Origin of the sequence: Propioniciclava sp. (assembly GCF_047602245.1) — a bacterium.
Taxonomy (GTDB): Bacteria; Actinomycetota; Actinomycetes; order Propionibacteriales; family Propionibacteriaceae; genus Propioniciclava.
The window spans coordinates 950,264-973,287 of the sequence record NZ_JASGHT010000001.1 but is presented as its reverse complement, the minus strand read 5'-3'; the positions used below and the strand labels follow the sequence as shown (position 1 = coordinate 973,287).

The following is a 23,024-nucleotide window of genomic DNA, read 5'->3' as shown; positions in this document are numbered from 1 at the left end:
TGCTGACCAATATGACCGCGATGCTGGCGCGCGCACAGCGCGACCGGTACGCCGTCGGCAACTTCAACGTCTACAGCTACGAGACCATTCGGGGTGTCCTGCAGGCGGGGGCGGCGACGGGCCGGCCCGTCATCGTCGCCTTCGGCGAGCGCTACCTGGAGAACATGAGCTTCGGCACCGTCGTGGCGATCTGCCAGACGGTGGCGGCCAACCTGGACGTCGAGTACGCCATCCACCTCGATCACTGCAAGTCGCTCGACAACGTCTACCGCGCCATCAAGGCCGGATTCACCTCGGTGATGTACGACGGGTCGGCGCTGCCGTTGGAGGAGAACCTGGCCAACACGGCCGCGGTGGTCACGGTGGCTCACGCCCTCGGCGTGAGCGTCGAGGCCGAGCTCGGCTCGCTGGCGTCCGGGGCCAACTCCCAGGAAAGCGAGGACAACGAGCAGCAGGTGTACACCGATCCGGCCCAGGCGTCCGGCTTCGTCGCCCGCTCGGGCTGCGATGCCCTCGCGGTGTCGATCGGCACGGTGCACGGCTCCTACCAGGGCGAACCGAACATCCGCCTCGACATCTTGGCCGGCCTTCGGGAGAAGCTCGACACTCCGATGGTGCTGCACGGCGGTTCGGGCACTCCGGACGACGTGATCGCCGCCTGCATCGCCGGGGGCATCACCAAGATCAACGTGAACACGGAGATCTCCCTCGATGCGGCCACCCGGCTCAAGGAGTCGCTGGCGGAATCCACCCCTCACCTCTCGGTGATCTCCGGCCGCATCGTCGACTACGTCACCGCGTCGGTGACGGGCTACATCCAGCAGTTCAGCCGCTGAACCCCGCAGCGGCGGCGCTGCTGAACGCCGTCCGGCGGATCGTCCGCCGAACACCCGGAGGCCGGGGTCATCGACGACCCCGGCGCCGGGCCAGACACCAACCCTTTTCCCTTCCTTCTGCACAGCTACGGCTGAGAGAGGTGCCATTGCCATGAGCGTGGTCTATCTCCTGGGGGTCCTGATCGCCGCGATCGCCCTCATCGTCTTCCTCATCATGAAGGTCAAACTGCAGGCCTTCGTCGCCCTCACCATCTCGGGCCTGGCCCTCGGCATCGCCGCGGGCATGCCGCTGGACAAGGTGGCCGTCTCCTTCCAGAACGGCATGGGTGGCACGCTGGGCTTCCTGGCCACCGTGCTGGGCCTGGGCACGATTCTGGGCAAGATGCTCGAGATCTCCGGCGGCGCCCAGCGCCTGGCGCAGACGCTGATCAAGTCGTTCGGTGAGCGCAACGCCCACTGGGCGATGATGATCGTCGCCTTCATCTGCGGCATCCCGGTGTTCTTCCAGGTCGGCTTCGTCCTGCTGATCCCGGTCATCTTCTCGATCGCCAAGCAGACCGGCATGTCGCTGGTGAAGATCGGCGTCCCCGTCGTGGCCGCCCTGATCACCGTGCACGCCATGGTGCCGCCGCACCCGGCCGCCCTCGCCGTGGTCAACCAGCTGGGCGCCGACATCGGCACCGTCATCGTGCTGAGCCTGGTCGCCGGCCTTCCGGCCGCCATCATCGCCGGCCCGATCTACGGTGGCATCGCCGCCAAGAAGGCCGTCGCCAACCCGCCGGCCAGCCTGACCATCGACGAGGTCATCCCCGAGGAGAAGCTGCCCAAGTTCGGCATCACCCTGTTCACCATCCTGCTGCCGATGCTGATCATGGTCGCCAAGACGATCCTCGAGTTGGTCTTCCCGAAGGAAGCCTCCTTCATGCCGGTGGTGGCCTTCCTCGGCAACCCGATCACCGCCCTGCTGATCTCAGCGCTGTTCTCGTACTGGTCGCTCGGCCTGGCCCGCGGCATGACCATGGACGCGATGGGCAAGATCACCGAGGAGTGCTTCAAGCCGGTCGCCAGCATCCTGCTCGTCATCGGCGCCGGCGGCGCGTTCAACCAGGTGCTGCAGGACAGCGGCATCGGCAAGGTGCTGGGCGAGGTGCTCACTGACCTGCACATGAACCCGGTCATCATGGCCTGGCTGATCGCCCTGATCATGCGCTTCGCCGTCGGTTCGACCACGGTCGCCATGGTCACCTCGGCGGGCATCGTCCTGCCCCTGCTGGCCACCATTCCGGACGCCAACCCGGCGATCCTCTGCCTGGCCATCGGCGCCGGCGGCATCGGCCTGTCGCACGTCAACGACTCCGGCTTCTGGATCGTGAAGGAGTACTTCGGCATGACGCTGACCGACACCTTCCGTAGCTGGACGGCCTCCACGACGATCGCCTCCGTCGTGGCGCTCGTCGGCACGCTGGCGCTCGACCTCGTCTTCTGACCGGCTCCCCTCCGGGTGGGCCCAGCGCCCCCAGGGTCCACCCGCGTCCTTTCTCCTTCACACGAACGAGGTGTCAACGATGACCAACTTCCTCACCATCGATGCCGGCACGATGAGCATTCGCGCCATCATCTACACACCCCAGGGCAAGATCCTGCACGAGGCCGCCTACGAGTACAGCGCCAATTTCCGCCCGCCGGGCCTGGTCGAGCAGAACCCGTCGGACTGGCGGATCGGTCTGCTGACGATCCTGAGTAGCGCCGGCTCCTACGTGTTCGAGCACAAGCTGGAGCTGGCCGCGATCGCGGTCACCTCGCAGCGGGCGTCGGTGATCCCGGTCGACTCGACCGGCTATCCGCTGCACCACGCCGTCACCTGGCAGGACAAGCGCAGCCTGCCGCAGACGCAGCAACTGGTGGACGCGCTCACCTTCGAAGGCCTCTACCGCAAGACGGGCCTGCGCCCGAACCCGTACTTCTCCGCACCCAAGATGATGTGGTTCGCGCAGCAGGAGCCCGGCATCTATCGCGACGCGGCGAAGCTGATCGGCGTCCAGGACTATCTCATCTACCTGCTCACCGGGCATTTCGTGACCGACTGGACGCAGGCGGCGCGCACGATGCTGATGGACATCAACACCTTCTCCTGGGCTCCGGAACTGCTGGAGGCGAGTGGGGTCGACGTCAACAAACTGGCCGATCTGGTGCCCCCGGGGACGTCCGTCGAAGGCGGGCTGCGCCGCAGCATCGCCAAGTCGGTGAACCTGCCCGAAGGCCTGCCGGTCATCATCGGCGGCGGGGACCAGCAGTGCGCGGCGCTGGCGCTCAACGTGCTCGCGGCCGGCCAGGCCGAGGCCAACACCGGCACGGGCTCCTTCGCGATCGCCCATGCGGACGCCCCCGTCCATCATCCCGAGCAGCGCGTGCTGTGCAGCGCCTCGGCGATCCCCGGCAAGTGGATCACCGAGGCGGGCATCTTCAACTCCGGCGCGATCCTGCGCTGGTTCCGCGAGCTGCTCGGCGGCGAGAGCGCCACCTCCTACCCGGAGCTGGACAAGGCCGCCTCGTCGTCCCCGGTGGGCGCCAACGGCGTCGTCATGCTGCCCCACTTCGAGGGCAGCGCGGCGCCGAACTGGAACTCGCTGGCCAAGGGTGTGTTCTTCAACCTCTCGATCGGCACCACCCGCGGCGACATGGCGCGCGCCATCCTTGAGGGCGTCGCCCTGGAGCTCACTGAGAACCTGCGCCTGATGGAGGGCCTGATCGGCCGGATCGATACCCTCAGCGTGGCCGGCGGGATGGCCCGCTCGGACACGTTCAACCAGATCCAGGCGGACGCGCTGCACCGCAACGTCGTCCGGCACGAGAACGCCGAGGCGTCCTCGCTGGGCGCGGTCATGTCGGCGATGGTGACGCTGGGCCAGGTCGACTCCTACGAGGCCGCCTTCGCCGAGGTGGCACCCCAGGAGAGCGTGACCTATGCCCCGGACCCGGAGGCGCACGTGATCTACGAACAGGTCACCGAGCGCCGGCGCACGCTCTACCGGGTGCTCGACGAGCAGGGGATCTATGAGACCTTCAGCGCGGCGCTCGGAGCCTGACGAGCCGATCCGCTGAAGAAAACGAGGGGCCGTGCGGGCGACAGCACGGCCCCCTCGTCATGCCCGCAGGCCCCGGCTCACTCCGCTGCCACGGCTCACTGTGGTGCCACGACGTGCACTCCGACGCCGGCGCCCCGGAATGCCTCGATCGCGTCCAGGCCCGCCTGATGGGACGGCCGGACCGTGACGATCCCGGCCGGCGCCTTGATCGGCGTCCAGTGCCGGAACGGCGGCGGGTGGCCGATCTTCGACTCGTCACCGACGAACCAGCTCGTCGTGGACCGGCCGATCACCCGGGCCTTGAAGATGGCCTGGCCCAGCTCGGGATAGTTGGCGCCCAGGTGGGGGTCGAGCATGTCGGTGCCGAGGATCGCGACATCGGGGGAGACCATATCGAGCAGCAGGTCGGCCGCCTGGCCCAGGAAGCTGGCGCTGCGGCGCCGGAACCGCCCGCCGAGCACGATCACGTTGGGTGCGCCGTCGGCCAGCTCGAGCAGGGCGGCCAGGCCGGCGACCACGACCGTGACGTCCTCGCGGTGGGCCAGCTGGCGCGCGACGGCGGCGGGGGTGGTGCCCGAGTCGATGAACACCACGTCGCCCGGGGAGATCAGCTCGCTCGCGACGAACTGGGCGATCCGCATCTTCGAGTCGGCGTGGGCGGCCGCTTTCTCCCGCCAGGTGGTCTCGGCCGGACGCCCCGGGGCGACGCCGCCGTAGACGCGGACGAGCTTGCCGTCCTTCGACAAGGCGGCCAGGTCACGCCGCAGCGTCGCTTCGGAGACATCGAAACGGTCCTGGAGTTCGTGCAGCGAGATCGGGCTGCCCTGTTCGGCCACCAACTGGGCCATCCGCAGCCGGCGTTCCCGGGTGCCGCGGCGGGGATGGGGGGTGCCCGACTCGTCGTGTGGCGTCATCGCTCCTCATTCCCTGACAAGCCGGCTGATTACGCTGGTCACGCAACGCCAGCCTAGTGTCGGTGATCGGTGGTGATCGAATCAACGGTGTGCGAAGGTGTCAGGCGTGGACCTGCATGCACCTGATCATCCGCTGATCGCGCACAAGATCACCCTGTTGCGCGACGCGAACACCGACTCTCCGACCTTTCGTGCCCTCACCAGTGAGCTGGTGAACCTGCTCAGTTACGAGGCGACCCGCGACGTGCGGGTGACCCCGTGCGAGGTGACCACCCCGCTGACCACGACCACCGGGGTGGCGCTCAGCCGCCCCCGTCCGCTGGTGGTGCCGATCCTGCGCGCCGGCCTGGCGATGCTGGAGGGCATGATGCAGCTGGTGCCCAGCGCCGAGGTGGGCTTCCTGGGCATGATCCGCGACGAAGAGACGCTGCAGCCGATGACGTATGCCGAGCGGCTGCCGGCCGACCTGTCCGGACGCCAGTGCTACGTGCTGGACCCGATGCTGGCCACCGGCGGATCGCTCGGCGGCGCGGTGGAGTTCCTGGCCGCGCGGGGTGCCGACCACATCGTCTGCATCTGCATCCTGGCCGCCCCCGAGGGGATCGCCTATATGCGTGAACTGACCGACAAGCTCGGCATCCGCTGCGACCTGGTGGTCGCCTCGGTCGAGGAGCGGCTGAACGAGCACGGCTACATCATGCCGGGCCTCGGTGACGCCGGGGACCGGCTCTACGGGGTCGCGCACTAGGCCCCGGCGGCCTCCCGTCGGGGCCGGGGATCGCGCAGCGCCGGCGGAGAATCTTTCGCCTATTGGCGGAAAGAGGCATAGATTCTTCGGCGAAACCCGGCTAGCATCGGCGAATGGGAGCGATGAGCACCGCTACCGGCCGGGCGGTCACGGCCGATCAGGTCCAGGAGGTCCTGGGCCGTCACCTGTTGCTGGACGGGCTTCCGCTCGTCCTCGACCTCGCCCGCTCACACGGGACCACGCTGGTCGACGAAGCGTCCGGAACCGAGTTCTGCGACATGTTCACCTTCTTCGCCAGCAACGCGCTCGGGATGAACCACCCCGGGCTCACCGAGGACGAGGTGTTCAAAGCCGAACTGCTCGAAGCCGCGCTCAACAAACCCAGCAACTCCGACATCTACACCGTCGCGCTCGCCCGCTTCGTGCAGACCTTCGCCCAGGTGTTGGGCGATGAGGCGATGCCGCACTACTTCTTCATCGAGGGCGGCGCCCTGGCGGTGGAGAACACCCTCAAGACCGCCTTCGACTGGAAGTCGCGGCTCAACGAGTCCCAGGGCCGCTCGCCGGCGCTCGGCACCCGGATCATGCACCTGACCGACGCCTTCCACGGCCGGTCGGGCTACACGATGAGCCTGACCAACACCGACCCGAACAAGACCGACCGCTTCCCGAAGTTCGACTGGCCACGGATCGAATCGCCGTTCTGGGCCTCCGAGCGCGATATGGACGCCGTCGAGGCGTCCGCCCTCGCCCAGGCTGAAGCCGCCTTCGAGGCGCATCCGCACGACATCGCGGCGTTCATCATGGAGCCGATCCAGGGTGAAGGTGGCGATCACCGGTTCCGGGCGAGTTTCCTGGCGGCGATGAAGGAACTGTGCCACCACCACGATGCGCTGTTCATTCTTGATGAGGTGCAGACCGGCGGCGGGATGACCGGGACGCCGTGGGCCTGGCAGCACTACGGCGTCGCGCCCGACGTGATGGCCTTCGGCAAGAAACTGCAGGTGTGCGGCCTGACCGCCGGCGGGCGCGTGGACGAGGTGCGCGGCAACGTCTTCGAGACGCCGAGCCGGATCAACTCGACCTGGGGCGGCAACCTGACCGACATGGTGCGGTCGCGCCGGATCCTGGAGATCATCGAGGCCGACGACCTGATCGGCAACGCCCGCCGTGAGGGCGGCTACCTGCTCGGACGCCTCGAAGAACTCAGCCATCGGCACCCGATCGTCACCAACCCGCGCGGCATCGGCCTGATGTGCGCGATCTCCCTGCCCGAGCGGGCGGTGCGCGACGAGGCGATCCGCCGGCTCGCCACCGACGAGCATGTGCTGATGCTCGGCTGCGGCGTCCGCTCGCTGCGGCTGCGCCCGCCGCTGACCGTGACCCGCGGCGTCCTCGACCACGCGCTGGACGCCCTCGACCGCGTGCTGACCGCGCTCGCCCGCTGACCCGCTGACCCGCCAGGAGGACCGATGTACGACACCCACCAGTTGCGGGCCGCGTTCGCCCGCTCGCTCTCGGCGATGTACGGCCGCGAGGTGCCCGCCTACACCACCCTGGTCGACACCTCGACCGCGGTGAACGCCGACTACGTCGCCGCCCACCCCGACACCGCCGAACGGCTGGGCCGGATCGACCGGGTCACCGCCGAGCGGCACGGCGCGATCCGGGTCGGCACCGCCCGCGAACTCGCCCGGGTGGCGCAGATCTTCGCCGCGCTCGGCATGGAGCCGGTCGGCTTCTACGACCTGCGCGGCGACGAGGCCACCTCGCTGCCGATCGTCTCGACCGCCTTCCGGCCCACCACCCCCGAGGCGCTGGCGATCAACCCGTTCCGGGTGTTCACCTCGGTGCTGGTCACCGACGACCGCCGCTACTTCGACGCCGCCTTGCAGGCCGAACTGGACGCCTTCCTGGCCGGCCGCGAACTGTTCGGCGACGACGTGGTCGCGCTCGCCGCGCGCGCCGAGGCCGAGGGCGGCCTGCCGGACGCCGACGCCGAGGAATTCCTGCGCGCCGCCACCGCCTGCTTCGAACTCACCGCCGAGCCGGTCGACCGGGCCTGGTACACCCAGCTCGCGGCGATCTCGGGGGTGGCCGCCGACATCGGCGGCGTCCCGCGCACCCACATCAACCACCTCACCCCGCGGGTGCTCGACATCGACGACCTGTACGCGCGGATGAGCGCCCAGGGCATCGTGATGATCGACGAGATCCAGGGCCCGCCCGCCTGGGAGGGGCCCGACGTGCTGCTGCGGCAGACCTCGTTCAAGGCGCTCGCCGAGCGGCGCCGGTTCCGCGAGCCCGACGGGTCGGTGGCCGACGGGACGCTCAGCGTCCGGTTCGGCGAGGTGGAGCAGCGCGGCATCGCGCTCACCCCGGCCGGCCGCGACCTGTACGACCGGATGATCGCCGAGGTCGACGCGCGCGCGGCGGGGGTCTCGCCCGAGCAGAAGGACGCCGTCAAGAAGGACGTCTGGCGTGCCCACCTGCCGGCCTCCGAATCGGCGCTCGCCCAGGCGGGACTGGCCTGGTTCAGCTACCAGGCCGCGTCCGTCCGCCCGGGCGGCGAACCGCCCAGCGACCTGGTCTCGCTGGTCGCGGGAGGTTGGCTGGTGGCCACCCCCATCGTGTACGAGGACTTCCTGCCGCGCTCGGCGGCGGGGATCTTCGCCTCCAACCTGGATTCGGCCGGCAGCCGCGACGTCTCCCGGGCGGGGTCGCACCGCGACGAGGACTGGCTGGCCGCGGCGATGGGGCGCACCGTGCACGATCCGATGGCGCTGTACGCGGCGCAACGGCAGGCCTCGCTGGACGCCGCGGCGTCCGCTCTGGGCATCGAAATACGGCATACGGCAGCAGGGGAGCGTTGATGAAGACCACCGGACAACTGATCGAGCTGGTCTGTGAGGCTCTGGACGCCCTCGGCGTCGACCGCGCCCGCTGGTGCGACGACGACGGCGCGGTCCGCGCCCGCTCGCCGCTGACCGATGCCGAGCTGTGCGGCGTCCGGGCCCATAGCGCTGACCAGGTGCGCGAGGCGATCGCGCGCGCGCAGGAGGCCTTCGGGGCGTGGCGGGTGACGCCGGCGCCGGTGCGCGGCGCGCTGGTCAAGCGCCTCGGCGAGCTGATCGGCGAACACGCCGAGCAGTTGGCGACGCTGGTCACCATCGAGGCCGGCAAGATCCACGCCGAGGCGCTCGGCGAGGTGCAGGAGATGGTCGACATCTGCGACTTCGCGGTCGGGCTGTCCCGCCAGCTGTACGGGCGCACCATGCCCTCGGAGCGGGTGGGTCACCGGCTGCAGGAGACCTGGCAGCCGCTGGGCGTGGTCGGGGTGATCTCGGCGTTCAACTTCCCGGTTGCGGTCTGGTCGTGGAATACCGCGATCGCGCTGGTCTGCGGCGACACCGTGGTGTGGAAGCCGTCGGAGCTGACCTCGCTGTGCGCGCTCGGCTGCGACGCGCTGCTGCGCCGCGCCATCGCCGAGACGGGCGCGCCGGCGAGCGTGCACGAACTGGTGGTGTGCGGGCGCGAAGCGGGCGCGGTGCTCGTCGACGACCCGCGGGTGGCCTTGGTGTCGGCGACCGGATCGACCCGGATGGGCCGTGAGGTCGGCCCCCGGGTGGCGGCGCGCTTCGGCCGCTCGCTGCTGGAGTTGGGCGGCAACAACGCGGTCATCGTCACCCCCAGCGCCCGCCTGGACCAGGCGGTCAGTTCGATCGTCTTCGGCGCCGCGGGCACCGCCGGGCAGCGCTGTACCTCCACCCGCCGCCTGATCGTGCACCGCGACATCGCCGATGAGGTGATCGGACGCGTCGCGCGCGCCTTCGATTCGCTGGTGGCGGGCGACCCGTTCGCCGGCGGCGTCCTGCTCGGCCCGCTGATCGACGCTCGCTCCTTCGCCGCGATGCAGGACGCCCTCGCCGCGGCCCGCGCCCAGGGCGGCGAGGTGATCACCGGTGGGGAGCGGATCGACACCGGCATGGGCGGTCACTGGGTGCGCCCGGCGCTGGTCCGGATGCCCGCCCAAGACGGCGTCGTGCTCACCGAGACCTTCGCACCGGTGCTGTACGCGCTCGTCTACGACGGCTTCGACGAGGCGCTGGCCCTGCACAACGCCGTCCCGCAAGGCCTGTCGAGCGGACTGTTCACCTCCGATGTGCTGGAGGCCGAGAAGTATCTGGGGCCCGAGGGCGCCGACACCGGCATCGCCAACGTCAACGTGGGCACCTCGGGGGCGGAGATCGGCGGGGCGTTCGGCGGAGAGAAGGAGACCGGCGGCGGACGCGAATCCGGGTCGGACGCCTGGCGCGCCTATATGCGCCGCGCGACCAACACGATCAACTACTCCGGATCGGTCCAATTGGCCCAAAAGGTGGATTTCGGCTGAGCTGACGCATCGTCCGGGGTGTCGCCCCGTCCTCACTGGGCGCGTTTGTTACCGTCTTCGCGGCCGGCCGGACGCGGGGAGGAGAACGATGACGTCCACCCTTGCTTCGACGCCCGAACGGGGCGCTGTAGCGCCTAGTCCCGCCCCCCGGCGCAAGGGACGGCCGGTGGTCAATTCTCGCAGGCCCGGGTATCGAGCCGAACTCAACGGCCTGCGCGCGGTCGCGATCGGCATGGTCGTGGTCTACCACGTCTACTTCGGCCGGGTCAGCGGGGGCGTCGACGTCTTCCTGCTCATCTCGTCGTTCCTGATGACCACCTCGTTCGCCGACCGGCTGGAGCGGGGGCGTCCGCTACGCGTCGGCGGCTACTGGGTCAAGGCGTTCAAGCGGCTGCTGCCGCCCGCGGTGATCACCATCCTCGGCACCTTGGTGCTGATGTACCTCTTCTTCCCGGCCTTCCGGTGGCGCGAGATCCTCACTCAGGCGTTGGCCACCGTGTTCTACGCCGAGAACTGGCACCTGGCGGCGTCCGCCGTCGACTACTACGCCGGCAACAAGGCCGAAGCGAGCCCGCTGCAGCACTTCTGGTCGCTGTCGGTGCAGGGACAGGTGTTCCTGCTGTGGCCGCTGCTGTTCCTGCTGGCCGGCCGGCTGGTCCGCAGGGGCGGCTGGCGGGTGCGGCGCGCGCTCACCCTCGTCTTCGGCACGGTCTTCGCCGCGTCGCTGGCCTGGTCGGTCTGGTCGACGGCGAACCTCCAGGCGTTCGCCTACTTCGACACCTTCGCGCGGTTGTGGGAGTTCGCGCTGGGCTCGCTGCTCGCCGTCCATCTGCCCCGCATCGAGGCCCGCTTCGTGTTCGGGCCGCTACGGGCTCCCGGCCGGTATGCCGGCGTCCGGGCCGTACTCGGCTGGGTGGGCATGATCGCACTGCTGTCGTGCGGTTTCCTGATCGAGGTGGAACGCTCCTTCCCCGGCTGGATCGCGCTGTGGCCGCTGGGGGCCGCCTGCCTGATCATCGCCGCCGGGCGCACCGGGAAGCGCTGGGGTGTCGACCACTGGTTGTCCTCGCCGATCCTCGACCGGCTCGGCGACATGTCGTATGCGCTCTACCTGGTGCATTGGCCGATCCTGGTCACCCTGCTGGTCATTCAGGACCGGCCGGTCGCGGGCCCGCTCGAGGGAGTGGTGATCCTGGCACTGTCGCTGCGGCTGGCCTGGGTGCTGACCAAGAACGTGGACGCGCCCATTCGCCGCGCGGCGGCCTTCGCGCCCAAGGCGGCGCGCGGGCTGGTGGTGATCGGTGCCTGCCTGCTGCTGGTGGTGCTGCCGGTGTTCGGCGCCCAGGCTTCCCTCGATGCGCGGGCGGCGGCGATCATCGCCGGCGCCGCGGAGAACAATCCGGGCGCGGCCGTGTTGCTCAACCCGGAGTTGCGCCCGGTGGATCCCGACGCCGAACCGCTGCCGCTGGTCACCGAGCTCGAGGACGACTGGACGCCGGCCGACCGCCCCTGCACCGGGCGCTTCGTGCCGGCCGACCGCGGCCTCGCCGAGGCCTGCGAGCAATCCGCCGAAGGTGAGCCGGGCAAGCTGCTCGTCGTCGTCGGCAATTCGCGGATGCAGCAGTTGGCCGCGGCCGTACGCCCGCTGGCCGAGCAGCGTGGCTACACCCTGGTCACCCTGCTCAAGGGCGGATGCCCGCTCGGCTTCGAGGGGGTCCCCGAGTTCTGCCGTGACTGGAATCGCGCCGTCGTCGACTATGTGCGCCAGGTGCGCCCGCGCGCGCTGATCAGCACGACCACGTTCATTCCCAAGAGTGGGCCCGAAGCCGTGCTGGGCGGCGTGAGCGACATGGTCGGACAGCTCACGGCCGAGGGGATCGACGTCATCGGCCTGCGCGACCAGCCGCGGTTCGCGTCCTCGCCGGTCGCCTGCCTTCTGGACCGCGGCGAGTCCGCGTGCGCGGTTCCCGCCGCGAAGATATTCGACCCCAAGCAGCCCAACAATGCCCTGGTGAAGTCCGCGACCGGCCGCGGGGCCTTCCGCGCGGTCGATCTCACTCCGTGGATCTGCCCCGAGGGGCAGTGCGTCCCGCTGATCGGCAACGTGTTCGTCTACCTCGACCCCAACCATCTCACCGCCACCTACGCGCGCACGCTCGCGCCGATCCTGGACGAGGAGCTACGCGCGGCTGGCTGGCGCTGGTAGGTCCTCCTCCTGGACGGCGTCCGTATCGTCGGTGTACCGGAGGAGGTCCCCGGGCTGGCAGCCGAGGACGCGACACAGGGCGTCCAGGGTGGTGAACCGGACGGCCTTCGCGCGGCCGTTCTTCAGCACGAACACGTTGGCCGGCGTGATGCCGATGGCGGACGCCAGTTCGGCGACGGTCATGCCGGTGCGGGCCAGGTGCACGTCGAGGTCGACCTCGATCATCAGACCACCTGGGCCATCTCGGTGGCGAGGGCGGTCGCGCGGCGCAGCAGCCCGAGCATGACGGCCACCACGAGAGCGAAGGCGACCGCGAGCAGGCCGGCGCCCAGCAGGCCGTACATCACCAGCGGCGGCGTCCACGTCAGCGCGGCGAGCGCGAGCCAGGCCGCGGCCAGCAGTGCGGCCATGGCGTAGGCGAAACCGATCATGGCCCGCACCCAGGTGAAGGCCGTCTCGGTGAAGATGCCGTCGCCGGAGGCGAGCGCGGTCAGCCGCCACAGGATCACCAGGATGGCCTGCGCGCAGGCGAGGGTGAGCACCGCCCAGACGAACGCGGGGACGGCGACCCTCCCGGTTTCGGGGTAGACCTGTGTGATCTGCTCGATGCCGAGCGGCACGAACAGCGCCTCGATCAGGACGGTGAATCCCACCAGCAACGCGAGGGCGATCTTCACGCCGACGCTCGTCATCTTCCGCATGGCCAACCTATCGTTGTTCGATATATCGAAAAACGATAGTCGGGAGGCGTGGGTTTGGCAAGCCCGTGCGGCGTCGGGATCGGGTCGTTGGTCCGGCCCTGAAGGCCTCGGGGCTGGGGTAGGCTGGGCGCCAGAACACATACGTGCTCCGGGGTCGGTGCAATTCCGAACCGGCGGTGACAGTCCGCGACCCGCTGGCCGCAAGGCCAACGGTTGATTCGGTGAAATTCCGGGACCGACGGTGAAAGTCCGGATGGGAGGCAGCACGATGACGTGATCGGCGTGTTCGCGCATCCGCGCGGAGCCGTCTCACGCGTGACCTCCCGCACCCATACCCCGGCGCACCGCGCACGGGGGAGGGATGATGAGCGGCAGCAGTCGCCGGACGCATCGGCGTCCGCGGCCGACCGGCCTGCTCGCCGCCGCGCCCTGGCTGTTCGGCGCGGCGCTCCTGCTCGGCTGGGCGCTCTTCGTGGCGCTGGCCGCACCGCCGCCCTACCTGATGCCGTCACCGGCCGCGGTCGCCGGACGCCTCGCATCGTCCCTGGCCAACCCCGGATTCTGGCCGTACGTCAGCACCACCTTCGCCGCCGCGCTCGGTGGCTGCGCGCTGGGGGTGGCCGTCGCCCTGCCGATGGCGATCGGCATCCACCGCAGCCGGTTCCTGTCGGCCGCGATCACGCCCTTCCTCGGCGCCACCCAGGCGATCCCGGCGATCGCGATCGCCCCACTGCTGGCGATCTGGGTGGGCTACGGGCTCGGCCCCATCGTGCTGCTGTGCGCGCTGATGGTGTTCTTCCCCATCCTGGTCAGTTCGGTGGTGGGCCTGCGCCACGTCGATCCCGACGTGGTGGACGCCGCCCGGATGGACGGTGCCGGACGCCTCGCGCTGCTGGCCTTCATCGAACTGCCGCTGGCGCTGCCGAACGTCCTGGCCGGCCTGCGCAACGGCTTCGCGTTGTCGGTCACCGGCGCGGTCGTCGGCGAGATGGTGATGGGTGGCGCCGGGCTGGGGCAGTTGCTCACCGTCCAGCGTGACGCCGTCGACACCGCCGGCATGTTCGCGACCATCGCCGTGCTGTGCGCGCTGGCGTCCGGGCTCTACGGCCTGGTCTATCTCGTCGAGCGCCGTTCCCCGACCCTGGCGGCCTTGCGCCGTTCCGACCGCTGACTTCCTGTTTTCCATCGAAAGGAACCATCCGATGTCCCGTATCCGTCGCCTGATCGCGGCCGTGGCGATGCTCGCGCTGCTCGTCACCGGCTGCAGTGGCACGCCGTCGCCCACGGTGGTTCCGTCGTCGGCAAACATCCTGTTCACCCCGACCCTCGGGTTGACCTACATCCCGAATGTGCAGTTCGCGCCCTTCTATGTTGCCGAGGCTGAGGGCGCGTTCGCCGAGCACCAGGTAGCCGCCACGCTGCGCCACCATGGGGCCCAGGAGGGGCTGTTCACCGCGCTGGCCGCAGGCCAGGAGCAGTACGTGATCGCCGCCGGCGACGAACTCGTCCAGGCGCGCTCCCAGGGCATGGACCTGGTCGGCATCGCCCAGTACTACCAGCGCTACCCGGTGGTCATCATCGTGCCGGAGGACTCCCCGGTGCAGTCGGCCGCCGACCTGCGCGGGAAGAAGGTCGGCGTGCCGGGCCGCTACGGGGCGTCCTGGTTCGCGCTGCAGGCAGCCCTCGCCGACGCGGGAATGACCGAGTCCGATATCGAGGTGGTCGAGATCCAGTACACCGCTCAGGTCGCGCTGCCCACCGGCCGGGTGGACGCGGTCGTCGGCTTCTCCAACAACGACTCGGTGCAGTTCGCCCTGTCCGACATCCTCACCCGCGACGTGCCGCTGACCTCCGACGGCGAGGTGCCGCTGGTCAGCGTGGTGCTGGTCACCACCCACGAGCATCTGCGCGCGCAGCCGGCCGAGGCGGCGGCCGTCGCGAAGGCGATGGTGGCCGGCATCGAGCGCACGGTGAAGAATCCCGACCTTGCGCTGACCGCCTCCGCCCGGCATATTCCGGGCGGTCTGGCGGACGAGAAGGCCAAGGAATCCGCCCAGGCGACCCTCGAGGCGACCATCCCGCTGTGGACGAACGCCGACGGCGAGGTCAGCGGTGATCTGGACCCCGAGGCATGGAAGGCGATGACCGACTTCATGCTGGACAAGGGCCTGATCGCCAGCCCGGTCGATCCGGCCGAGGCGATGACGAACCAGGTCATCGCCGGCTGAGCGGCCTCACCGGTGCGGGTCGTCGACGTCCTCGTCGAGTTCCCGGATGACCACCCAGTGCGGGCGGGCGCCCTCCCAGGCCATCCGGACCTTGAGGTGGTCGCTGCGCATCACCCACCAGGTGGAGGCGACGGCCATGGCGCCGACGCCGATCACGCCGACCATCACGGTCATCCGGGGGCCGGCGACCTCACCGATCCAGCCGACGAGCGGGCCGACGATGGGGGTGCCGCCCATGATCAGCAGCGCCCACAAGGCCATCACCCGTCCGCGGACGGCCGCGTCGAGCGATGATTGCACCAGGGTGTTGGCGGTGACCAGGGTGGTGATCGCGCAGAACCCGATCGGGATCATCAGCAGCGCGAACACCCAGAACGACGGCGCCAGCGCCGAGGCCAGCGAGAACGCCGAGAAGCCCGCCTGGGCGGCGAGCAGGTAGCGCAGCCGTGGCCGCCGCCGTGAGGCGGCGGTCAGCGCTCCCGCCAGTGCCCCCAGTCCCATCAGGGTGCCGACCAGGCCCAGTTCGGTGGCGCCGCGCGAGAAGACGGCGGTGGTCATGATCGGGTTGGTGATCGCGAAGTTGAAGCCGAAGTTGCCCATCACGAAACCGACCGCGAGCAGCAGTTTCAGGTCCGGTCGTGACGCGACGTAGCGGATGCCCTCGGTCAGGTGGCCCTTGCCCCGCGGCACCCGCGGCGAGCGATGCAGCGCGCCGGCGTCCATGCGCGCCAGCATGACCAGCAGCACGATGAAGCTGACCGCGTTGAGCAGGAAGACCGGGCCGGTCGATCCGGCGGCGGCGATCAGGATGCCGCCCAGCCCGGGACCGACCAGCCGCGCCCCGTTGAACGAGGTCGAGTTGAGACTGATCGCATTGCCGAGCATCTCGGGCTCGACCAGTTCGGAGGCGAACGCCTGCCGGGCGGGGGCGTCGATCGCGGTCGCGGTGCCGTCGAGCAGAGCGATCGCGAACACATGCCACAGCTGTGCGTGACCGCTGACCACGAGCAGGCCGAGCACCAACGAGTCGAGCAGCTGCATGGTCTGGGTGAACGCCATGATGCGCCGCTTGGAGAACCGGTCGGCGAGCGTGCCGGCCCACACCGACAGCAGCAGCGACGGCACGAACTGCAGGCCGGTGACGAGCCCGAGCGCGCTCATATTCCCCGGGGTGAGTTCGACCAGCACCAGCCAGCTCAGCGCCGTGCGCATCATCCAGGTGCCGATATTGGAGGTCAGCCCACCGAGGAACCAGCGGCGGTAGTTCCCGACGGCCAGCGAGGCGAAGGTGCGCCTCACAGTCTGCGCAGGAAGTCCGGGTCGTCGTCGGGGGCGATGGTGCGGCGAGGCCCGCCCTCGGACGGTCCTTGGCCCCGAGGGCGGCCGAGTGCGAACCAGCCGAGCGCGCCGATCCCGGGCAGCAGGACGATGGCGACGATCCACAGCCAGCGCGGCATCAGCCGGACGCGGCCGGGACTGGCCTGGGAGGCGTCCACCAGCGCGTACACGATGATCGCGACGAGGATGAGGACGGCCAGGACTCGGGGCATGACGTCCAATCTACCCCCTGCCTGGCGTGGGAGAATGGGCTCGGCCTCAGGGCGGGCCGACGAGCAAGAGAAGCGGGGTGGGCGGTGGCGACAGCCTCTGACTGGGTCGAGGGTGCACGGCTGCGGACCCTGCCCGCGGCCCTCGCGCCGGTGCTGGCCGGCAGCGCGATCGCCGGCCATGAAGGCTCCTTCGTGCCCGGACGCGCCCTGCTCGCGCTGGTGGTCGCCCTCGCGCTGCAGGTGGGCGTCAACTACGCCAATGACTATTCCGACGGTGTGCGCGGCACCGACGCCGACCGGGTCGGCCCGATGCGCCTGGTCGGTTCGGGCGCGGCGAGCCCGCGCGCGGTCAAGGCGGCCGCCTTCGCCAGTTTCGGCGTCGCCGCGCTGGCCGGTCTCGCCCTGGTGGTGGTGACCGCGCAGTGGTGGTTGCTCGCCGTCGGCGTCGCCTGCATCCTCGCCGCCTGGTACTACACCGGCGGGCGCCGTCCCTACGGGTATGCGGGGCTGGGCGAGGTGTTCGTCTTCGTGTTCTTCGGTCTGGTCGCCGTGGTGGGCACCACGTTCGTGCAGACCCTGACCGCCCCGCCGGCCTCGATCGCCGCCGGCGTGTTCGCGGGAGCGCTGGCGTCCGCGGTGCTGGTGGCGAACAATCTGCGCGACCGCGCCGGCGACGAGGTTGCCGGCAAACGGACCCTCGCCGTCCGGCTGGGCGACCAGGGCACCCGGATGCTGTACGCCGGCCTGATCGCGCTGGGCGGGGTGGCCGTCGTGGCGGTGGCCGCGCTCACCTCGTGGTGGCTGCTGCTGGGCCTGCTCGGCTTCGCGCTCGCGCTCGCGCCGCTGCGCGCGGTGCTCGGCGGCGCCCAGGGGCGGGCGCTGATCGTCGCGCTGAAGTGGACCGGGCTGGCGGAACTGGCCGCCGCCGCCGGATTGGCCCTCGGGGCGGTGATCGGCTGATGGCCTCCAGCTCGGGAGCCTTCACCGGGCCGATGGCGGTGATCAGCTGGGTGGTGTCCGCCGGCTGGGTGGCTTTGGCCGTCTTCGCTCTCACCGCGGCGCCCGCGCCGACGGGCTGGGTGATCGGCGGCGCCGCCGTCGCCGGGGCGCTCGGCACCGGATGGCTGGCCCGTTCGTTGCGGGTGCCCTACGACGAGACCGGCCTGCGGCTACCGCGCCGCGGCCACGTGCGCTGGGATCAGGTGGACGCGGTCGACCTCGCCCCCGGGCTGGTGTGCATGCCGGTGATCACGATGCACGCCGGACGCCTGGTCGAAGAGGTGCCTCTCGACGGCCTGGGCTGGTTCGGTGGCACGAACGGCCTGGCGCGACGGCTCGCCGAGAAGGTGGCCCGCGAGGCGGGCCTGGACGCCGTCGGCGTCCGCGGCGACGACCGCGACCTGCCGGGGGCCTGAGGCGGCCGGTAGCTCACCGGGGGCCGGAGGCGCCGAGGCGCACCGGGGCCGGCTCAGGTCAGCGAACGCAGCCAGCGGCGCAGATGCCAGGTGGCGAGCACGTCGTCCTCGTTGTATTCCAGCACGCGGACGCGGGCCCGGGCGCGCGCCTCGGGATCAGGGTCGCCGACCGCCTCGGCGAACCAGCTCAGCGAGTTGAGCCCGCCGGGATCCTCGTCGCGCCAGGCGAAGCCGGTCACGGCCGTGACCACGGCCTTCAGGCCGAGCCCGTTGGCGCCGAAGAAGTGGGCGCGCATCATCGGGAACAGGTCCACGAAATGCGCCGAGGCCCAGGTGGTCGCCCAGGTGCCGAGTTCGCCCAGCTTGGGGGCGAGCCGGGCCAGCCGGATGGTCTCGTAGTCGGAGTAGTGATAGGCGGCCGCGTCCCGGCCGTCGACCAGTCCGCGCAGCCAGCGCAGCGCCTCGACCGCGAGCGCGGCCTCGCCGGCGGCGTCCAGATCGGTGAACGCGCCGAACTGACGGGTGAAGGACTCCCCGCGGGTGCGGTCGTGCACCCGGAAACCCCACAGGTACAGCCGGTCGCTGGCGGAGGTCTCGATGTCGATGTCGACCTCGAGGTCGTGCTGGGGCAGGTGAAGAGGGCCGGTGGTCTGGCGCTCCACCTCGATGCCGGCGCTGAGCAGCCGGGCGCGGTGATGGGCGCGCTGCAGGCGCACCTCACCGCCGTCGCGGTGGCTGGTGCGCCGCAGGAAGCGCTCGGTGAGCGAGGGTAGGTCGGACGCCGCCAGCTGAGCCACCGTGGTGATGCCGAACTCGCGCAGGGCGCGCAGTTCGTGCACGTCCAGCGGAGCCTTGGTGATCCGCAGCGAAAGGTCGTCGGGATCCAGCTGGGCCTGGCAGTGCTGCTGCCACACGCAGCCGCGGCATTCGGCCGAGATGACGGGGGTGATCAGCGTCTGCGGCGGTATGCCCGCGCGGGCGGCGCGGGCGATGTCGACGCGGTAGCGATGCTCGGCGTCGTAGCGGGCCAGCGCCGAGATCGGCGCGGCTTCGGCAGGCACCGGCACGGTGCGCGGGTTCGGCGGGACGCGGGGCTGGTCGAGGTCGAGCCAGGCGATCACGGGCTCGACCTTCGCGCGGCGGCCGGACGGGGCGGTGTTGAGCCGGTCGACCCCGATCAGACCCGCCCACGGCAGCGGCGCCGCGTAGCCGCACGCCTGCAGCATCCGCCAGTAGTGCGCCACCTGCAGGGCGGCGTTCAGCCGGGTCGCCCAGCGGAACTGGCGTCCGGAGGCATGCCGGGGCGAGCGCGGCGCGTGCAGGCGGGAGACCAGCAGCGGTTCGGCGTCCGGCGGGCAACTCTCCATCACGCGATGGAACTTCAGCTGCACCGGGTGGTAGCCGTCACCGTCGCGGGCACGCACGAGCAGTGACGGACGCCCAGCCCGGTGATGGGCGTCGTCGCGGGGCAGCACCGGGGCGATGATCGTGTCGGCGCCGGAGGCCATCGCCTCCAGGCTGGCCTGCGCCCACTCGGTGCCGCCCACGGCGCGCTGCGGGCGCAGGTCGACGATGGTGCCGCGGCCGGCGAGGATCGCGCCGAAGACGGACGCCTCGATGGCGTCGGCGTCCCGGAAGAACGGCGGATCGGCGCGCTCGGTGAGCGGCGGATCGACGTGCGGTGAGAACGCGTTGACCGTCTTGAGGGGACACGAGCGCGCCGCGTAGGCGTCCAGGACGAAGCTCATCTCAGGCTCAGACGGCTCAGGCCACCGCCCGGTGCAGCGCGACGATGCCGCCGGACAGGTTCTTCCACTCGACGTCGCGCCAGCCGGCCTCAGCGATGAGCCGTGCCAGCGTGGGCTGGTCGGGCCAGGCCAGGATCGACTCGGCCAGGTAGTTGTAGGCGCGCGGGTTGGACGAGAAGGGGCGGGCCAGCCCGGGCAGGGCGGCCATGATCCACTCCTGGTAGACGGTCCGGAAGGGCCGCCAGGTGGGCGCGGAGAACTCGGCGATCACCAGGACGCCGCCCGGCGCGGTCACCCGGCGCATCTCGGCGAGCGCCGCCGCGGTGTCTTCGACATTGCGTAGCCCGTAGCTGATCGTGACCGCGTCGAAGGTGGCATCGGCGAAGGGGAGCTGCAGCGCGTCCGCGTTCACGAAGCCCAGGTCGGGCTGGCGCTTGCGGCCCTCGGCGAGCATCTGGAACGACAGGTCGGCCGGCACCACGAGCGCGCCCGCGTCGGCGAGCGGACGCGAGGAGGAACCGGTCCCGGCGGCCAGGTCGAGGATCCGCTGCCCGGGGCGCGGGTCGATCGCCCGCACCGTCTCGATGCGCCACAGGCGCTGCAAACCGCCCGTCATCAGGTCGTTCATCAGGTCGTAGCGGCCGGCGACACCGTCGAACATGGCGGCCACGTCGGCGCGTCGTTTGGCCAGCGTCGCGCGGGCATCGAACTTCTGCACCTGACGATCCTGCCAGACTGGGGGCATGGCGTCCCGCGCACCCGTCCTTTCGGCTACCGACCTGGCCAAGTCCTTCGGTCCTGTCCGCATCGTGGATCACTTCTCTCTCGAGGTCAGACCGGGGGAGGCGGTGGCCCTCACCGGGCGCAATGGCGCGGGCAAGTCGACGATCCTGCGGATGCTGGTCGGCGCCGTGCGGCCCGATGAGGGCACGGTGACCTTCGAGGGACGCCGGATGAGTGAGACCGACGTCGACGTGCGCCGCGGCATGGCGTCGGTGATCGACGACCTGGACTTCTTCCCCGACCTGTCGGTGGTCGAGCACCTTGACCTGCTGGCCCGCGCCCACGGCGTCCCCGACCCGGAGCCGGCCGTCGACGAGGTGCTCGAAGAGGTGCAGTTGGTGCCGCAGTCGGGCCAGCTGCCCGGCACGCTCAGCTCGGGCCAGCGCCGCCGGCTCGCGCTGGCGACCGCCTTCGTGCGCCCGCGCCGGCTGCTGGTGCTGGACGAGCCCGAGCAGCGCCTCGACGTCGAAGGGGTGGCCTGGCTGGCCGCCCGGCTGCGCGCCGAGCGCGCCCGCGGGCTGGCGATCGTGTTCGCCTCGCACGAGCCCTACCTGGTCAAGCAGGTCGCGACCCGGATCGTCCGCGTCGGCGATCTGGCGCCCGACCCGGCACAGGCGGCCACCGAGACCGGGGGAGAGGCCTAATGGCCCGCGCCCGCCGCAAGCGCAAACCGGACGCCGCCCCGCAGCCCGAACCGGAGCTGCCCGTCGAGGTGCCCGCCGACCCGTACGCCGAGTTCGGCGGCCGCGAGTGGGGCTTCGCCTGGCTTCCGGACGCCGAAGCCGAGGTGGTGAACGAGGGCGCGCTGCACGCCCTGGTGAAGCAGTGGCGTCACGGCCGGGCCACCCGCACCCTCGGCGATGTGCTCAGCGACGCCTACATCGCACTGTTCAGCGTGGTGATGATCGGCGCAATGGTGGTCAACGTGATCATCGGATCGCAGCACGCCTCGGCGGCCTGCGAGACGGCGGCCTGCCTCAACGGCCGGATGCTGGTGCCGTGGGGGCTGTACTTCGCCCTCGGCGCGCTGGTGCTGTCGGCGGCCCGCCTGTTCGGGCCGGTGCTCGCCTCGGCCGCGGAGGGATTCTTCCTGCTGGACGCGCCGATCGCGCGCCGCCCGGTGCTGCGCGGACGCCTGTGGGCCGCCGTGGCCGGCGCCGCCGTGGTGGCGGCCGCCCTGACCGCCGTGGTCACCGGGGTTGCCGGCGAGCCGGTGGACGTGATCGCTGCCTGGAGCGCGGCGTCCGGGGTGACCGCGTCCGCGCTGGTCGGCTGGGCCGCCTGGGAGCAGTCGCGCGACCGCGTCCGGCTGCTGCGGATCGCCCAGGCGGGGTTCGCGATCGCGGCCGCGGCAACCCTGCTGCTGATGGTGGCCGTCGCTGCCGCGCTGACCCATGTCGACCCGCCGTCATGGTTGCGCCTGGTGCCGTGGGCGCTCGCGGCGGCTGGGGGCATCGGCACGGTGGTGTGTCTGGCCGCGGCGTACCGGCGGCTGGAGGAGTTCAACCGGTCCCGCCTGACCAGTGGCGGCTCGCTGGTGTCGGGGTTGCAGGGTGCGATGTTCGCCCTCGACCTGGGCCTGGCCCGCGACATCCTGGTCGACCGCGAGGCGATCGCCCGCGGCCACGTGCGGCCGGTGCGGGGCCGGGGCACCGGTTCGCGCGCGCTGATCTGGCGCGAGGCGCAGCGGCTGCTGCGCTTTCCGCGCCCGCTGCTCGGCCTGGCCGGCGCGGCGCTGGCCCCGTACGCGTGCGACGCCATCGGCCTCGCGGCGATGACCCCGTTCCTGGCGGCGGTCGCGCTGATGGTCGCGCTCATCCCGATGCTGGGCACGCTGCGGGTGCTGTCGCGCACCCGCGGGCTGGCCCGCGCCTTCCCGCTGTCCACCGGTGACCTGCGGGTGGCCTGCACCGCGGTGCCCGCTGCGCTCGCGGTGATCTGGGCCGGCGCCACCTTGCCGGCCTTCGCGGGGGTGGTCGCCGCCACCCCGCGCGACCTGGGCGTGGCCGCGGCGATGGCGCTGTCCTGCGCACTGGCCGGGTTGGCGGCGGCCGTCCGCTGGCAGAACGCCAAGCCGGTCGACTTCGGGGTCCCGATGATGGCCACCGCCGGGGGTGCGCTGCCGCCGACCCTGATCTTCAACCTGATCCGCGGCTTCGACGTGGCTGCGCTGATCACCGCGCCGCTGCTGCTCGGCGTTGCGCCGATCTGGTCGTTGGGCATTGGCGCCGCGGTGCTGCTGTTCATGCGCGCCGGGATCAACTGGGAGGACCTCTCCGAAGAGGCGAAACAGAGCCGCCGTCAACTGGACGAGGTGAAGGCGGCCCGGCGTTGACGCGCCACCCGCACCAACCCTGATTTAGCGAACTACTACATGACGTAAATTCCGCTCTGGCTTGGGCGGACGCGCGGGTGG

The 23,024-nt window shown here is 70.9% G+C and carries 20 protein-coding genes, 1 pseudogene and 1 riboswitch; of the genes and pseudogenes, 14 read left to right on the top strand and 7 right to left on the bottom strand.

The annotated features are described in order from the left end of the window. Nucleotides 1-11: 11 nt before the first annotated feature. The 3 genes from QM708_RS04815 to QM708_RS04805 all read left to right on the top strand — a co-directional run bounded on the left by QM708_RS04815 (nucleotide 12) and on the right by QM708_RS04805 (nucleotide 3,922). Nucleotides 12-836, top strand: a complete 825-nt coding sequence (locus tag QM708_RS04815; RefSeq protein WP_415104910.1) for a class II fructose-bisphosphate aldolase — start codon at nucleotides 12-14, stop codon at nucleotides 834-836. Between the two features lie 151 nt (nucleotides 837-987). Beyond that, nucleotides 988-2,322, top strand: coding sequence for a GntP family permease (locus QM708_RS04810; RefSeq protein ID WP_415104908.1), 1,335 nt, complete (start codon nucleotides 988-990; stop codon nucleotides 2,320-2,322). 79 nt (nucleotides 2,323-2,401) lie between these two features. Beyond that, nucleotides 2,402-3,922, top strand: coding sequence for an FGGY-family carbohydrate kinase (locus tag QM708_RS04805; RefSeq protein WP_415104906.1), 1,521 nt, complete (start codon nucleotides 2,402-2,404; stop codon nucleotides 3,920-3,922). Between the two features lie 95 nt (nucleotides 3,923-4,017). On the opposite strand, the gene QM708_RS04800 is transcribed toward QM708_RS04805, so the two are convergent. Continuing rightward, the gene (locus tag QM708_RS04800; protein ID WP_415104904.1) at nucleotides 4,018-4,836 is read right to left on the bottom strand and encodes a DeoR/GlpR family DNA-binding transcription regulator; all 819 of its coding nucleotides are present in this window, start codon (nucleotides 4,834-4,836) and stop codon (nucleotides 4,018-4,020) included. Between the two features lie 106 nt (nucleotides 4,837-4,942). Here QM708_RS04800 and upp point away from each other — a divergent pair, with 106 nt between their 5' ends. The 5 genes from upp to QM708_RS04775 all read left to right on the top strand — a co-directional run bounded on the left by upp (nucleotide 4,943) and on the right by QM708_RS04775 (nucleotide 12,183). Further along, nucleotides 4,943-5,584, top strand: a complete 642-nt coding sequence (upp, locus tag QM708_RS04795) for a uracil phosphoribosyltransferase (RefSeq protein WP_415104902.1) — start codon at nucleotides 4,943-4,945, stop codon at nucleotides 5,582-5,584. A 122-nt stretch (nucleotides 5,585-5,706) separates the two neighbouring features. Next, nucleotides 5,707-7,032: an L-lysine 6-transaminase gene (gene lat, locus QM708_RS04790; RefSeq protein WP_415104900.1), complete on the top strand. Its 1,326-nt coding sequence runs from the start codon at nucleotides 5,707-5,709 to the stop codon at nucleotides 7,030-7,032. A 24-nt stretch (nucleotides 7,033-7,056) separates the two neighbouring features. Next, the gene (locus QM708_RS04785) at nucleotides 7,057-8,457 is read left to right on the top strand and encodes a 2-oxoadipate dioxygenase/decarboxylase family protein (RefSeq protein ID WP_415104898.1); all 1,401 of its coding nucleotides are present in this window, start codon (nucleotides 7,057-7,059) and stop codon (nucleotides 8,455-8,457) included. After that, entirely contained in the window at nucleotides 8,457-9,977 is a 1,521-nt protein-coding gene (locus QM708_RS04780) for an aldehyde dehydrogenase family protein (protein ID WP_415104896.1), read from the top strand. Before QM708_RS04785 ends, QM708_RS04780 begins: the two co-directional genes overlap by 1 nt. A 166-nt stretch (nucleotides 9,978-10,143) precedes the next feature. After that, nucleotides 10,144-12,183, top strand: a complete 2,040-nt coding sequence (locus QM708_RS04775; protein WP_415104894.1) for an acyltransferase family protein — start codon at nucleotides 10,144-10,146, stop codon at nucleotides 12,181-12,183. Here QM708_RS04775 and QM708_RS04770 read toward each other — a convergent pair. After that, complete coding sequence (locus QM708_RS04770; RefSeq protein ID WP_415111283.1) at nucleotides 12,157-12,411, bottom strand: helix-turn-helix domain-containing protein; 255 nt, start codon at nucleotides 12,409-12,411, stop codon at nucleotides 12,157-12,159. The two genes, QM708_RS04775 and QM708_RS04770, sit on opposite strands and share 27 nt — an antisense overlap. Beyond that, a complete protein-coding gene (locus QM708_RS04765) occupies nucleotides 12,408-12,884 on the bottom strand; it encodes a DUF2975 domain-containing protein (protein WP_415104892.1) in 477 nt (158 codons plus the stop codon). Before QM708_RS04765 ends, QM708_RS04770 begins: the two co-directional genes overlap by 4 nt. A gap of 139 nt (nucleotides 12,885-13,023) precedes the next feature. After that, a riboswitch (FMN riboswitch) is annotated at nucleotides 13,024-13,155 on the top strand. Between the two features lie 93 nt (nucleotides 13,156-13,248). On the opposite strand from QM708_RS04765, the gene QM708_RS04760 reads away from it, so the two are divergent. Together QM708_RS04760 and QM708_RS04755 are read left to right on the top strand one after the other, a co-directional pair. After that, nucleotides 13,249-14,055 carry an ABC transporter permease gene (locus QM708_RS04760; protein ID WP_415104890.1) on the top strand — a complete coding sequence of 269 codons (807 nt, stop codon included), beginning with the start codon at nucleotides 13,249-13,251 and terminating at the stop codon, nucleotides 14,053-14,055. A 31-nt stretch (nucleotides 14,056-14,086) separates the two neighbouring features. Further along, the gene (locus QM708_RS04755; protein ID WP_415104888.1) at nucleotides 14,087-15,112 is read left to right on the top strand and encodes an ABC transporter substrate-binding protein; all 1,026 of its coding nucleotides are present in this window, start codon (nucleotides 14,087-14,089) and stop codon (nucleotides 15,110-15,112) included. 6 nt (nucleotides 15,113-15,118) lie between these two features. Here the strand turns inward: QM708_RS04755 and QM708_RS04750 are convergent, their stop codons facing one another. Further along, nucleotides 15,119-16,411 (bottom strand): MFS transporter, encoded by a 1,293-nt coding sequence (locus tag QM708_RS04750; RefSeq protein ID WP_415104886.1) that lies wholly within the window; start codon nucleotides 16,409-16,411, stop codon nucleotides 15,119-15,121. After that, nucleotides 16,408-16,662, bottom strand: a complete 255-nt coding sequence (locus QM708_RS04745) for a PLD nuclease N-terminal domain-containing protein (RefSeq protein WP_415104884.1) — start codon at nucleotides 16,660-16,662, stop codon at nucleotides 16,408-16,410. The genes QM708_RS04750 and QM708_RS04745 overlap by 4 nt, the downstream gene beginning before the upstream one ends. An 84-nt stretch (nucleotides 16,663-16,746) precedes the next feature. Here QM708_RS04745 and QM708_RS04740 point away from each other — a divergent pair, with 84 nt between their 5' ends. After that, nucleotides 16,747-17,622, top strand: a complete 876-nt coding sequence (locus QM708_RS04740) for a 1,4-dihydroxy-2-naphthoate polyprenyltransferase (RefSeq protein ID WP_415104882.1) — start codon at nucleotides 16,747-16,749, stop codon at nucleotides 17,620-17,622. Continuing rightward, nucleotides 17,622-18,077 carry a hypothetical protein gene (locus QM708_RS04735; RefSeq protein ID WP_415104880.1) on the top strand — a complete coding sequence of 152 codons (456 nt, stop codon included), beginning with the start codon at nucleotides 17,622-17,624 and terminating at the stop codon, nucleotides 18,075-18,077. The genes QM708_RS04740 and QM708_RS04735 overlap by 1 nt, the downstream gene beginning before the upstream one ends. Before the next feature lie 53 nt (nucleotides 18,078-18,130). Here the strand turns inward: QM708_RS04735 and QM708_RS04730 are convergent, their stop codons facing one another. Both QM708_RS04730 and QM708_RS04725 read right to left on the bottom strand, forming a co-directional pair. Next, on the bottom strand, nucleotides 18,131-19,303 hold the full coding sequence (locus tag QM708_RS04730; protein WP_415111280.1) for a TM0106 family RecB-like putative nuclease: 1,173 nt from the start codon (nucleotides 19,301-19,303) through the stop codon (nucleotides 18,131-18,133). Between the two features lie 516 nt (nucleotides 19,304-19,819). Beyond that, a pseudogene (locus tag QM708_RS04725) lies at nucleotides 19,820-20,570 on the bottom strand (demethylmenaquinone methyltransferase); the annotation flags it as partial. Between QM708_RS04725 and QM708_RS04720 the strand changes: the two are divergent. Both QM708_RS04720 and QM708_RS04715 read left to right on the top strand, forming a co-directional pair. Further along, nucleotides 20,569-21,252, top strand: a complete 684-nt coding sequence (locus QM708_RS04720) for an ABC transporter ATP-binding protein (RefSeq protein ID WP_415104878.1) — start codon at nucleotides 20,569-20,571, stop codon at nucleotides 21,250-21,252. The pseudogene QM708_RS04725 and the gene QM708_RS04720 sit on opposite strands and share 2 nt — an antisense overlap. Next, nucleotides 21,252-22,943 (top strand): DUF6297 family protein, encoded by a 1,692-nt coding sequence (locus QM708_RS04715; protein ID WP_415104876.1) that lies wholly within the window; start codon nucleotides 21,252-21,254, stop codon nucleotides 22,941-22,943. The genes QM708_RS04720 and QM708_RS04715 overlap by 1 nt, the downstream gene beginning before the upstream one ends. Nucleotides 22,944-23,024: the final 81 nt, after the last annotated feature.